The organism is Simplicispira sp. 125 (genome assembly GCF_003096555.1).
GTDB lineage: Bacteria > Pseudomonadota > Gammaproteobacteria > Burkholderiales > Burkholderiaceae_C > Simplicispira.
The window spans coordinates 3,831,066-3,843,776 of the sequence record NZ_QEKM01000001.1; the positions used below are offsets into that span (position 1 = coordinate 3,831,066).

Genomic DNA, 12,711 nt, shown 5'->3' on the forward strand with positions numbered 1-12,711 from the left:
GCTCCGCGCAGATGCTGTGCTTATTCAGCGCTGGCCTGCTGTATGGACTCGGCGGACGCCAGCTCCATGCGCATTATTGCGGCCAAGCGGTCAAACGCCGGGCGCGCTGCAGCGGACACCGGCGTGGCGGCCTCGCTCTGGCGTGCGATGGTCATGGGGTCCTGGTGCTGGCCGTTGACGCGGAACTCGAAGTGCAGATGCGGGCCGGTAGCCCAGCCCGTAGAGCCGACGGCACCGATGTTTTCGCCTTGTGCGACCGACTGGCCCTGTTTCACGTTGATGCGGCTCAAATGGGCGTAGACCGTAACATGCTGGTTGCGGTGTTTGACGTAGATGACGTTACCAAAGCCGTTCTGGACACCTGCAAATTCGACCACCCCATCACCCACGGTACGCACGGCGGTGCCGGTAGGGGCTGCAAAGTCGGTGCCCAGGTGGGCCCGCCATTTTTGCAAAATGGGGTGAAAGCGCATGGAAAAACCGCTGGACACGCGGGAAAACTCCAGAGGCGTGGCCAGGTAAGCGCGGCGCATGCTTTGGCCGTCAAGGGTGTAATAGGCCCCCTTGGCGGAGCCCGGCTCCTGGAACCAGAGGGCCTGATGGGATTTGCCATTGTTCAGGAACTCTGCGCTGATCACGCGGCCACTGCGCAGCGGCTCGCCATCGGCTTCCAGGGTTTCATAGACGATGGAGAACCGGTCTCCCTTGCGCAGGGAGCGGCGAAAATCGATGTCGCCCGAGAACAGCTCGGCCACTTGTACGGCCACGGCGTCGGGAATGCGTGCTTCGTCGGTTGCAGCAAAGAGCGAGCTCTGGATCACGCCACCGGCCAGTCGGCTGGAGGTGGTGAGTGGGGCTGTTTCGATGCGTGAGGTGAACCCTGTATCGGATTTTTCGATCACCAGGCGCTTGAAATCGCCGCTGTCATCGTGGGCCCAGCGGGCAGTCAAGCGCAGCAGGCGGTGGTCGTCGGTGGTTTCCGCTGATACCAGGCGGCCGGTGCGGCCCAGCAGGTTGCGCTGCGCGGCGCTGTCGCGCCGCAGGAAGGCGGCTGCGGCAGGGTCTGCCACGCCCATGCGCTGCAGCAGGGATTCTGCCGTATCGCTGCTGCGCACCTGCTCGGAGCGAAACAGCGAGAAACCCGGTTGCTCGGTCAAAGTGGCCAGCGAAGTGCCGCTGACCAGCGAATCAATGGGTTGCTCGATCATGCGCACCGGCAGGTCGGCCGGATCGGGCGCCAGGGAGGCAACGGCAAAAGCACCGCCGCCGCCGGTCAGCAGGAGCGCGGCCAAAAGGGCGGTGATGCGTTTGGGGTGTTTCTGAATGCCTTGGGAAATCCGATCGAGCAATGCGGCGCCGGTGGTGGTCAAGCCATGATTCAAGATGCAATCCCCAGGGTAAGTGTGGGCCTGCTGCAGGCACTGGGCGCGGGGGCCAGGGGCTGCACGACACACGAACTGTCAGTGCCGCAGTGCTCCAGAAGTCGTCTGGAATGGCGGGCCAATTAGAATCCGCCACTGCGATGTGGCCGCAAGTATAGCGAACACTTTTGGTGCGACACCCTGGAAAACCCTTATGAATCATTCCGCTGTTACAACTTTCCCGGTCACCGATGGCGTGGCACAGGCGCTCGAAGTGTCGCTGCGCGGCGTCGAGGAACTGCTGCCCCGGGACGAGTGGGTGCAAAAGCTGGCGCGCTCGCAGGCCAAGGGTCAGCCGCTGCGCATCAAGCTGGGGCTGGACCCGACGGCACCCGACATCCACATCGGCCACACCGTGGTGCTCAACAAGATGCGCCAGTTGCAAGACCTGGGGCACCAGGTGATTTTCCTGATTGGCGACTTCACCACGCTGATCGGCGATCCGTCTGGACGCAACACCACGCGCCCGCCGCTCACGCCCGAGCAGATCAAGGCCAACGCCGAAACCTACTACACCCAGGCGGCCAAGGTGCTCGACCCTGCGCGCACCGAGATCCGCTACAACAGCGAGTGGAGCGAACCCTTGGGCGCGGCCGGCATGATCCAGCTGGCGGCCAAGTACACCGTGGCGCGCATGATGGAGCGCAACGACTTTCACCAGCGCTTTACCGTCGGCAGCTCGATCAGCCTGCATGAGTTTTTGTACCCGCTGCTGCAGGGCTACGACTCGGTGGCACTCAAGAGCGATCTGGAGCTGGGCGGCACCGATCAAAAATTCAACCTGCTGATGGGGCGCCACCTGCAGCAGGAATACGGCCAGGAGCCGCAGTGTGTGCTCACCATGCCGCTGCTCGTCGGTCTGGACGGCGTGGACAAGATGTCCAAGTCCAAGAACAACTACATCGGCATCACCGAAGACGCCAACACCATGTTCGCCAAGGTGCTGAGTATTTCGGACACGCTGATGTGGGATTGGTACACGCTGCTGTCGTTTAAGAGCCTGGCCGAGATTGCCGCGCTCAAGGCCGAGGTGGCGGGTGGCCGCAACCCCAAGGACGCCAAGGTGATGCTCGCCAAAGAGATTGCCGCGCGCTTTCACAGTGCGGCAGCCGCCGATGCAGCCGAGCAGGATTTCACCAACCGCAGCAAGGGCGGCGTGCCGGATGAGATTCCCGAGGTGAACCTGTCGGGTGCGCCGCTGGGCATCGGTGCCTTGCTCAAGCAGGCCAACCTGGCGCCGTCTACCAGCGAGGCCAACCGCCTGATCGACGGTGGCGGCGTGCGCGTCGAGGGGGCGGTGGTTTCCGACAAGGGCCTCAAGCTCACGGCGGGAAGCTACGTCGTGCAGGTGGGCAAGCGCAAGTTTGCGCGCGTGTTGCTGGGTGAATAATTGGATGAAAAATGCCTCAACCGCTTATCCATCAAGCGGTTGTAGCTATTGATTTGATATTCAGGGGCTTGGCGCTCTGGGTTCTGCCGCCTCCCCCAGAGCAGTGCGCGTGGCCGTAGCCTCGGCGCGCAGCCAGGTGCAAAAGGCCTGCACCTCTGGGCGCTGCTGGCTGCGTGGGCCGACGAGCAGCCAGTAGGCCAGCGGCGAATCGAGCCGGTGGCCGGGCAGCACCTCCACCAAGTCGCCCCGGGCCAGCGCGTCTGCCACCAAGGGCAGGCGCGCCAGCGCCAGGCCTTGGCCGCTGAGCGCGGCCTGCACGATCTGGTGCGCGTGGTTGAAGGACAGCCAGCGCTGGGGCTGCAGTTGGGGGCAGCCCTGGGTGTTGAACCAGCGGCGCCAGGACAGCCATTCCAGGTGCAGGCTGCGGTGCGCATCGCCTGCTTCGATCAGGGTGAAGCGGGCTACATCGACGGGTGCGCGCACGGGCGGCATGCTTTTGAGCAGCCAGGGGCTGGCCACCACTGCCAGTTGCTCGCCAAACAAGCGCTCAGCGCTCGCCAAGCGTACGTTGGGAAGGCTGTAGCGCAGCGCCAGGTCAATGTCGGCGGTGTCCAGGTCGACCGGGACATCGCTGGCGTCGATACGCAGGTCAATGTCGGGGTGGTCGCGCTGGAAGGCTTCCATGCGCGGGATGATCCAGGTCGAGGCAAAACTGGCCCAGGTGGCGATGGCCACGTTCTTGCGCCCTGCTGTCTGGCGCACCATGCGCACGGCGGCGTCTATGCGTTCCAGTGCGGGCGTCACGGCGCGCTGCAGTTGTGCGCCGGCGCTTGTCAACTCCACGGCACGGGTGTGGCGCAGGAACAGCGGCACGCCCACTTCGTCCTCCAGCGCCTGGATCTGGCGGCTCACGGCGGATTGCGTGAGTGACAGTTCTTCTGCGGCCGCACGAAAGCTGAGATGCCGCGCCACGGCCAGGAACGCGCGCCAGTGGCCCGCCGCCACAGGACGGGTGCGCAGCAGGGAGGTGGGTGCGTAGGGGGTAGGCATGTGAAGAGCTGTATTGATGCGCTGGATGAATCGATAGCGTAGCGCACCCACTACGTGCCGGATTCAGGATAATCGGCTGCTTTTCCCGGCGGGGACGGTCCTGCGCCGGACGACCACAGATTGCCATGACACCCATCGACATCCTCATCATGGCGGCCGGCAAGGGCACGCGCATGAAAAGCCGCATTCCCAAGGTGCTGCAGCGCCTGGGCGGGCGGGCTCTGCTGCACCATGTGCTGGACCAGGCCGCCCATCTGCAGGCGCGCAGCGCCATCGTCATCACCGGCCACTGCGCTACAGAAGTAGAAGCTGCTACCGCAGGTGCAGCAAGCGTTGGAGGTGGTTTTGACCTGAAATTTGTGCGCCAGGAGCCGCAACTGGGCACCGGCCACGCCGTGCAGCAGGCCGTGCCGCAGCTGCAGGACGACGGCACCGTGGTCGTGCTCTCGGGCGATGTACCGCTGACCCAGGCCGACACGCTGCGCGCGCTGGTGGCCGCGTCGCAGGCGGTGCCCGGCGGGCAGCTGGCGCTGCTGACGGTGACCATGGACGATCCCACGGGCTATGGCCGCATCGTGCGCAATGCCGACGGCGCGGTGCAGGGCATCGTCGAGCACAAGGACGCCAGCGAGGCCCAGCGCGCGATTACCGAGATCTACAGCGGCATCATGGCCGTGCCCGCACGTCTGCTGCGCGGCTGGCTGGCACGCCTGACCAATGACAACGCCCAGGGCGAGTACTACCTGACCGACATCGTCGCCATGGCCGTGCAGGACGGCGCTTCTGTGGTGGCGCACCGCATCGTGGATGTGCTGCAGGTGGCGGGCGTCAACAGCCCGTTGCAACTGGCCGAACTGGAGCGCGCCCACCAACTGCGCCAGGCCACTGCGCTGATGGAGCAGGGCGTGCGCCTGGCCGACCCGGCGCGCTTTGACCTGCGCGACGACACGCGCACCGGCGTGCGCGGCGCGCTGCTGTGCGCGCAGGATGTGGAAATCGACGTCGGCTGTATCTTTACCGGCCGCGTGGTGCTGGGCGAGGGCGTACAGATTGGCGCGCACTGCTGCATTGCCAACGCCCGCATTGACGCGGGGGCCGTCATCCACCCCTACACCCACATTGACGGCGAACAGATGAGCGCTACCGTAGGCGAGGGCGCACTGGTGGGCCCCTTTGCCCGCCTGCGCCCCGGTGCACAACTGGGCCGCGGGGTGCACATCGGTAATTTTGTAGAGGTGAAGAACGCCACCCTGGCCGACGGCGCCAAGGCCAACCACCTAGCCTACCTGGGCGACGCTACCGTGGGCGAGCGCGTGAATTTCGGCGCGGGCAGCATCACCGCCAACTACGACGGTGCCAACAAGCACCGCACCGTGCTGGGTGCCGATGTGCACATTGGCAGCAACTGCGTGCTGGTGGCGCCGGTACGCATTGGCGCCGGGGCCACGGTGGGGGGGGGCTCCACCATCACCAAAAACGTACCCCCCGGCGCGCTGGGCGTGGCGCGCGGACGGCAGGTCAGCATTGCCGACTGGCAGCGTCCTGTCAAGCAGCCCAAGCCATGAGCACGCCCCCCCTGGACGCAGCCCCTCCCGGCGTGCCGGGGGCGGACGCCTACGCCGCGCTCGATGCCCCTGCGCTGCGTGCCCTGCTGGCACAGCGCGACCAGCAGTGGGCGCCGCAGGCGGCTGCACAGGACGAATGGGTGCACGCCGTATCGCACGACCTGCGTGCGCCGCTGCGCCACATCACCTCCTATGGGCCGCTGGTGCGCGAGCTGCTGGAGGAGGTGCAGGGCCTGGAGCCCGAAGCGCGGCAGGAGGCGCTGGCCTTTCTGGGCACCATGGACCAATCGGCCCGGCGCATGGGCCGCATGCTTGATGGCCTGCTGGCCCTGGCCCGCATTGACCGAGCGCCGCTGCGCCTGGAACCCGTGGATTTGGCGGCGCTGCTAGAGCAGGCCCGCGCGCCGCTGGCCGCAGCGCTGCAAGGACGCGCCGTGCAGTGGCAGGTGGCGCCAGCGACCGTGCAGGGCGATGCGGCACTGCTGCGCGCTCTGCTCGATGCCCTGTTGTCCAACGCGCTCAAGTTCACGCAGGGGCGGGCACCGGCCTGCATCGCCGTAGGGGCCGAGCGCGCTGCCGATGGGGGGTGCACGCTCTGGGTGCAGGACAACGGCGTGGGCTTCAACCCTGCGCAGGCGAAAGGGCTGTTCGGCATCTTCCAGCGCCTGCACCGCGAGAACGAGTTTGAAGGCGTGGGCACCGGCCTGGCCCTGGTGCGCGCCGTGGCACGGCGCCATGGTGGCCAGGTGCAGGCTACGGCCGTGCCGGGTGAAGGCTGCACGGTGCGCGTGTCTTGGCCGGGCTCTGGGGCCACGCCGTTCTTCGAGTGATGCAAAAATGAGAGCTACCAGCGCTTGACTGGTAAGCGCTGGAGTCACTTTTCTTTCAAATTTCAGAGGCCTGGTGCAGGCGCCACAGAGAGAGGTGCGTTTGCGGCCACCGCAGGCGCCGGGAAGGCGCTGACCTGGTTGCGCCCCAGGTGCTTGGCGCGGTAGAGGGCAGCATCGGCATCGTTGATCCAGTCACGCAACTGGAGTTGTCGGTCTGTGGCCTCGGCCAGGCCAATACTGCTGGTCAGACGCAGGCCGGGCAGCTCACGCAGGCGCACGGTGGCAATCTGTTCGCGGATGCGCTCGGCCATGGCCTGCGCCGTGGCGGTGCTGGCATTGCTGCAGACCACCACGAATTCATCGCCGCCGTAGCGGCCGGCGTGGTCCTGGGCGCGCACGCAGTCGCGGATCACGCGGCCCACGACCCGGATCGCTTCATCGCCTACCGTGTGGCCGTGCAGATCGTTGATGTGTTTGAAATGGTCGATGTCGATCATCAGCAGGCAGGCCGGTTCGGCATGGGTATGAAAGCGCTCCAGGCTGGCGCTGGCCACTTCCTGCCAGTGGCTGCGTGCGGCCAGTCCGGTCTGGGCGTCGGTGCGGCGCAGTTCATCGAGCTGGCGGTTTTGCCGCGCTACGGTGCGAATGAGCCGGTAGCTGGCGATGCTGACGGCCATGGTGTGCACAACAATGATGGGCAGCGTGAAAATTACCACCCAAAGGCCGCTTTCCAGGCTCGGTTCGGGCCGCACCAGCAGGGTGGTCAGCAGCCCGGCGCCGAGCATGCCCGGTAGCGAATACAGCCACAGGCGCTTGATGCCGCTGCTGAACTTGTCGTAGGTGGTCACGGCGACCAGCACCACGCTGGGCAGCAGGTTGAACTGCATCAGCGGCACCCACAGGCCCACCAGGGCCGAGTCGATCAGCAGATTGCGGATTTCAGCGCGAAACGGGTCGGCACTGTAGCGGGCCAACAGATAGGCGATGTGCGGCCAGAGAAAAAAGGACACCACCGCCAGCCATCCATAGTGCCCCAGCATGCCGTGCTGGTGCAGCACGCTGCCTATCAGCAAGCCGCCCAGTCCCATGCCCAGAATGCGCAGCGGGTAAATGCGGTGGAAGACGCGGCGGCGCGAAGCGGGGCCGCTGTCGCCACGGTGGGACGGCGGATGCTGGGTGTCGGTTGCTGCGGACATGGCGTGCTGGGCGGGGTGGTTCCTGGCAATGGTCAAGGCTAACAGACGCTGCCCAACAAGGGCTTACCGCACACCACGTGCCGTGCCTGTGCCTTCTTCCAGATGGCGCAGACGGCGGCGCAGGTGGGCCACTTCTTCCATCAGATCGGTGGTCATGGCCGCCAGGTAGGGGTCGGCGTCGAAGGTAGCTTCCAGTTGGGCCACGCGCCGTGCGCGCACCAGGGTGGCGCTGCTGAAACGCCAGGTGACGAACCCGGCGGCGGGGCTGCTGGGCGGGGTGGTTTCGAGCACCCCCGCCTCGACACGCTCGCTCACCCATTCCGGGGCGCGGCAGCAGGCGCGGGCCAGGTCTTCCAGCGTGAGGGAGGCATCGTCCAGCAATTCGCCCAGTTGCGCCGGGGTGTGGAATGCATGCGGCATGGTCAGGCTCCTTGCGCGGCTTTCGCCTGGCGCGGATTGAAATGGGGAAAGGCCTTGCCCAGAGCAGCCCAGGCGGCGCGTGCGGTGTCGGTGTCGGCGGGCGGCAGGGCTACGCCCAGTTCCAGGTACAGATCGCCCGGCGTGCTGCTGGGGATGCCCCGGCCTTTGAGGCGCAGCTTGCGCCCCGCGTGGGAGCCCGCGGGCACGGTCACTTCCAGGTTGCCCGCCGGTGTCTGTACTTCGACGCTGGCGCCCAGCGCGGCCTCCCAGGGGGCGAGCAGCAAGGGCTGGTAGATGTCGCGGCCCTCGGCGCGCCAGCGCGGGTCGGGGCGGAACAGCACCTCCAGAAAAAGGTCACCCGCTGGGGCGCCGCCCAGCCCCGGGTTGCCCTGGCCTGCCAGGCGGATCAGTTGGCCTTCGCGCATACCTTTGGGAATCTTCACTTCCAGGCTGCGCTGCTCGGGTACCACATGTCCGCCAGCGTCCAGGTGCGCTGTGCGCAGATGGATGGTGCGCGTGCCGCCCTGGTAGGCGTCAGGGATGTCGAGCTCGATGCGGGCGTGCTGGTCGGCCCCGCGCTGCGCGCCGCCTGCCGGTGAGCCCTGCCTGCGGTACGCCCGTGCGGCCTGGCCAAAGAGTTGCTCGAAGAAATCGCTGTGCTGCCCACTGCCTGCGCCATCGTAGGGGTCGCTGGCGTCGGAGAAGGCGAAACCGGCATCCCAGTGGGGCGGCGGGTGAAAGTCGCCGCCGCTGCGTGCGCCCTGGGCGGCTGCCTGCGCACTCAAGGCATCGTAGGCTGCGCGCTTTTCAGGGTCGGACAGCACGGTATAGGCCTCGTTGAGCTGCGCCATGCGCTGCTCTGCATCGGGCGCCTTGCTCACATCGGGGTGGTATTGGCGCGCCAGCTTGCGAAAGGCTTTTTTGATCTCGTCGGCCGTGGCGCCCGGGTCCACGCCGAGCACCTGGTAGTAGTCCTTGAATTCCATGTAGGAGCCTCCTGATAGCCACTCTACGCGCATGGCCTGGGATGGCAAGGTGTGCAGGTGATTTTGCTATAAAAATAAAAGCTATTAGCGCTTGTCAGTCGTGCGTTACAGGCACTTTTGTCGTAAATTTTGCCCGGTGGGTGGCAAAGAAGGCACGCACATTGCGCACATTGGCTACGCCCGTGAACAGGCGCTGCGACAGCGCCAGGTAGCTTGGCATGTCGCGCGTATGCACCACCAGCACAAAATCAGGCCCGGGCGAGACGCGCCAGCATTGCTGCACGCAGTCGTCTGCCACGGCCACGGTCTCGAAGGCGTCGAGGTGCTCGGTACCTTGGCGATCCAGCGTCACTTCCACAATGCACGCCAGCCCGTGGCCCTGCAGGGCGGCAAGCTGGTCGGGCTGCACGATGGCCACCTGGCGCTCGATCAGGCCCGAATCGTGCAGGCGCTTGATGCGTCGCAAGCAGGTCGGGGGCGACACATGCACCAGTGCAGCCAACTGCTGATTGCTTTGGCCCGCATCGTGCTGGAGCAGGTCCAGCAGTTGCAGGTCTACTTTGTCGAGTGTGATTGATTCCATAATTTCAATATAAATGAAACCAAAGTTCACGCGATTCAATTGATGAAATATTTGATCATAAAAACTAAAAATTCAATCCATAATTTTTGGGTCAGAGGCATAGGATGCCGCATCTATTCAAAAAGAGACCATCCCTATGTGCGGCATCGTCGGCGCAGTTTCTACGCGCAACATCGTTCCCATCCTGGTGCAAGGCCTGCAGCGGCTGGAGTACCGGGGTTATGACTCTTGCGGCGTGGCCGTGCACGCGGCCAGCGGGGCGGGGCTGTCGGCTGGCTTGCAGCGTGCCCGCAGCACATCCCGCGTGGCTGAACTGCTCGCGCAGGTGCAGACCGAGCGCATCGAAGGTACGACCGGCATTGCCCACACCCGCTGGGCCACGCATGGCGCGCCGGCCGTGCACAACGCCCATCCGCATTTCAGCCACGGCACAGACACCAACGCTGAAGGCAGCGCCCGCGTCGCCCTGGTGCACAACGGCATCATCGAAAACTACGAAGAGCTGCGTGCAGTGTTGCAGGGCCGGGGCTATGTGTTTGCCAGCCAGACGGACACCGAGGTCATCGCCCACCTGGTGGACAGCCACTACAGCGGCGACCTGTTCGAGGCGGTGCAGGCGGCAGTGGCCGAACTGCATGGCGCCTACGCCATCGCCGTCATGCACAAGGACGAGCCGCAGCGCGTGGTGGGCGCACGCGCCGGTTCGCCACTGATCCTGGGCGTGGGGCAGGGCGCTACCCCAGAAGCTACGGTGCCCACAGAGTATTTCCTGGCCAGCGACGCCATGGCCCTGGCCGGCGTGACGGACCAGATCGTCTATCTGGAAGAAGGCGACCTGGTCGACCTGCAGCCCGGCCGCTACTGGATCGTCGGCAAAGACCGCCAAGCCCTGACGCCTGCGCAGCGCCCGGTGCGCACCGTGCAGGCGCACAGCGGCGCGGTAGAACTGGGCCCCTATCGGCACTACATGCAAAAGGAAATTTTTGAGCAGCCACGTGCCATCGCCGACACCCTGGAAGGTGTGGAAGGCATCGTGCCCGAGCTGTTTGACGGCATCGCGCAGCAGGGTGTGCCAGGCGCGGCTGCCTGGCGCGTGTTCAAGGAAATCGACCGCGTGCTTATCCTGGCCTGCGGCACCAGCTACTACAGCGGCTGCGCTGCCAAGTACTGGCTCGAAGAGTTGGCGGGCATTCCCACCCAGGTGGAGGTGGCCAGCGAATACCGCTACCGCACCAGCGTGCCCGACCCGCGCACCTTGGTCGTCACCATCAGCCAGTCGGGCGAAACCGCCGACACCCTGGCCGCCTTGCGCCACGCACAAAGCCTGGGCATGGAGCACACACTCACCATCTGCAACGTGGCCACCAGCGCCATGGTGCGCGAATGCAAGCTGGCCTACATTACGCGCGCCGGGATCGAGATTGGCGTAGCCAGCACCAAGGCTTTCACCACGCAACTGGCAGGCCTGTTTTTGCTGACACTGACGCTGGCACAGTCCAAAGGACGCTTGAGTACCGAGCAAGAAGCTGCCCACCTCAAAGCCATGCGGCACCTGCCAGTGGCCCTGCAAGCGGTGCTGGCGCTCGAGCCCCAGATCATCAACTGGGCCGACGACTTTACCCGCATGGAAAACGCCCTGTTCCTGGGCCGGGGCCTGCACTACCCCATTGCGCTCGAAGGCGCGCTCAAACTCAAGGAAACCAGCTATATCCACGCTGAGGCATTCCCTGCAGGCGAACTCAAGCACGGCCCTCTGGCCCTGGTCACCAGCAGCATGCCGGTGGTGACGGTGGCCCCCAACGATGCGCTGCTGGAAAAGCTTAAAAGCAACATGCAGGAAGTGCACGCGCGTGGCGGCAAGCTGTACGTGGTGGCCGACGCTGGCACCCGTATCGAAAGCGGAGAGAGCCTGCACGTCATCCGCATGCCCGAACATTACGGCCTGCTCAGCCCCATATTGCATGTGGTGCCGTTGCAGCTGCTGGCCTACCACACGGCCTGCGCACGGGGGACGGATGTGGACAAACCGCGCAATCTGGCCAAGAGCGTGACGGTCGAATGACCGTTGCGCTCTAGGGGCGGCATTTATTCCGGGTAATTAAAGTCGTAAACACGCAATTAAAGTCGTAAACAAGCCTCCAGCATTCATGCGGGTTTGCGGGGTGGTCATTTGTGACAGTAAAGTCGTAAACTCGAACTTGAGGGGTGAAGACAACCTAGAAATACGAAGCAAGCCGCAGCCCTGTTTGGGCTTGTTGCTATGTAAAAAAGAGCGCTCAGTTTGAGCGCTCTTTTCTTTAGTTTTTGCGAAAGGTTCTTGTGGCTCGAGCAGTAGCTAGATCCTGTGATGACTGCAAGAGGCTGGCTGCGCCCCCCCATCAGCCGGCAGTTTTCAACCCTGTGCGGTCATTGGATTGGCTCTGGCGAACATGCGCCTATCCGCGATTCCAGGCAGCCATCAGCATGGTGCCGACTTCATCGTCGTCCGCATCCTGCTTTACGGCGCCTCGCCGCACGCCAGCCCGCTTGCCACTCCTGGCTGCGTGAGGCGCAGCTGAATCGGTCAGCAATCCACCCAGCAATACCCGGTAGAACTCCTGGAAGGCATCCTCGATGGTCAGGTTGGCCTGGGCAAGGAATGCCGGGCGGCGCAACCTCAGTGCTGCTCCCAGCATCACCTCGGACATGACCAATCCATGGCAAGGGGTGAAAACATCCTGACGCACCCCTTCGTCGATGAGTTGGGACATTCGCAAGGTACGGGCATGCTGGTAGTGGTCGAAGATGCCTCGGGCAACCGCAGAGTCTTCGACATCCTTCAGGAACTGCACACCGATGCGGCTGGCCGCATGGACGCCGACGCTGAGGTAAGCAGCGAGTGCCGTCGGCAAATCCTTTTCACTATGGATCAATGCCTCTCCCTGTTCCAGGAGGTTGTCGAAAAAGCGTTGCACGACAGCGCAAAAGATATCTTCTTTCGTCTGCGCAATGTCATAGAGACGCCTCCGCGAGCAATGCATGCGCGCGGCAATTTCACCCACCGTCAGACCTTTGATGCCCTCCGTTAAGAACAAATGGGTCAACGCATCGAAGAACTCCTCGTCTGCGAGCTTTTTTTTCATGCGGGTTTCTCCCAATAAAACTCGGTACCAAAACAATTGACCCGGTACCAATCCAGATGTCTAATGGTACTAATTTACATCAATTAGTACCAAATGAACAGCCTGCTCAACCTGCCGCTCTGCACACGATTTCTGTTTGCCCGTTGGT

General features: G+C 64.4%; 11 protein-coding genes. 4 read left to right on the plus strand and 7 right to left on the minus strand.

The features are described 5' to 3' along the window. Positions 1-20: 20 nt before the first annotated feature. Positions 21-1,382, minus strand: coding sequence for a M23 family metallopeptidase (locus tag C8D04_RS17910; protein ID WP_116002920.1), 1,362 nt, complete (start codon positions 1,380-1,382; stop codon positions 21-23). 193 nt (positions 1,383-1,575) lie between these two features. Here C8D04_RS17910 and tyrS point away from each other — a divergent pair, with 193 nt between their 5' ends. Continuing rightward, positions 1,576-2,811: a tyrosine--tRNA ligase gene (gene tyrS / locus C8D04_RS17915; RefSeq protein WP_116002921.1), complete on the plus strand. Its 1,236-nt coding sequence runs from the start codon at positions 1,576-1,578 to the stop codon at positions 2,809-2,811. Positions 2,812-2,871: 60 nt separating this feature from the next. Here tyrS and C8D04_RS17920 read toward each other — a convergent pair whose 3' ends face one another. Beyond that, the gene (locus tag C8D04_RS17920) at positions 2,872-3,861 is read right to left on the minus strand and encodes a LysR substrate-binding domain-containing protein (protein WP_116002922.1); all 990 of its coding nucleotides are present in this window, start codon (positions 3,859-3,861) and stop codon (positions 2,872-2,874) included. 125 nt (positions 3,862-3,986) lie between these two features. Here C8D04_RS17920 and glmU point away from each other — a divergent pair, with 125 nt between their 5' ends. Together glmU and C8D04_RS17930 are read left to right on the plus strand one after the other, a co-directional pair. Continuing rightward, entirely contained in the window at positions 3,987-5,426 is a 1,440-nt protein-coding gene (gene glmU, locus C8D04_RS17925; protein ID WP_116002923.1) for a bifunctional UDP-N-acetylglucosamine diphosphorylase/glucosamine-1-phosphate N-acetyltransferase GlmU, read from the plus strand. After that, complete coding sequence (locus tag C8D04_RS17930; RefSeq protein ID WP_116002924.1) at positions 5,423-6,256, plus strand: ATP-binding protein; 834 nt, start codon at positions 5,423-5,425, stop codon at positions 6,254-6,256. Before glmU ends, C8D04_RS17930 begins: the two co-directional genes overlap by 4 nt. A gap of 62 nt (positions 6,257-6,318) precedes the next feature. Here the strand turns inward: C8D04_RS17930 and C8D04_RS17935 are convergent, their stop codons facing one another. From C8D04_RS17935 to C8D04_RS17950, 4 genes are all read right to left on the minus strand, one after another. Further along, positions 6,319-7,452, minus strand: a complete 1,134-nt coding sequence (locus C8D04_RS17935) for a diguanylate cyclase (protein ID WP_116005903.1) — start codon at positions 7,450-7,452, stop codon at positions 6,319-6,321. 63 nt (positions 7,453-7,515) lie between these two features. Further along, positions 7,516-7,872 (minus strand): chaperone modulator CbpM, encoded by a 357-nt coding sequence (locus tag C8D04_RS17940; protein ID WP_116002925.1) that lies wholly within the window; start codon positions 7,870-7,872, stop codon positions 7,516-7,518. Positions 7,873-7,874: 2 nt separating this feature from the next. Further along, positions 7,875-8,858, minus strand: a complete 984-nt coding sequence (locus C8D04_RS17945) for a J domain-containing protein (protein ID WP_116002926.1) — start codon at positions 8,856-8,858, stop codon at positions 7,875-7,877. Between the two features lie 94 nt (positions 8,859-8,952). Beyond that, on the minus strand, positions 8,953-9,441 hold the full coding sequence (locus tag C8D04_RS17950; protein WP_116005904.1) for an Lrp/AsnC family transcriptional regulator: 489 nt from the start codon (positions 9,439-9,441) through the stop codon (positions 8,953-8,955). Between the two features lie 136 nt (positions 9,442-9,577). Here C8D04_RS17950 and glmS point away from each other — a divergent pair, with 136 nt between their 5' ends. Continuing rightward, positions 9,578-11,503: a glutamine--fructose-6-phosphate transaminase (isomerizing) gene (gene glmS / locus C8D04_RS17955; protein ID WP_116002927.1), complete on the plus strand. Its 1,926-nt coding sequence runs from the start codon at positions 9,578-9,580 to the stop codon at positions 11,501-11,503. A 373-nt stretch (positions 11,504-11,876) separates the two neighbouring features. Here glmS and C8D04_RS17960 read toward each other — a convergent pair whose 3' ends face one another. Continuing rightward, complete coding sequence (locus C8D04_RS17960; RefSeq protein ID WP_116002928.1) at positions 11,877-12,563, minus strand: TetR family transcriptional regulator; 687 nt, start codon at positions 12,561-12,563, stop codon at positions 11,877-11,879. Between the last annotated feature and the right edge of the window lie 148 nt (positions 12,564-12,711).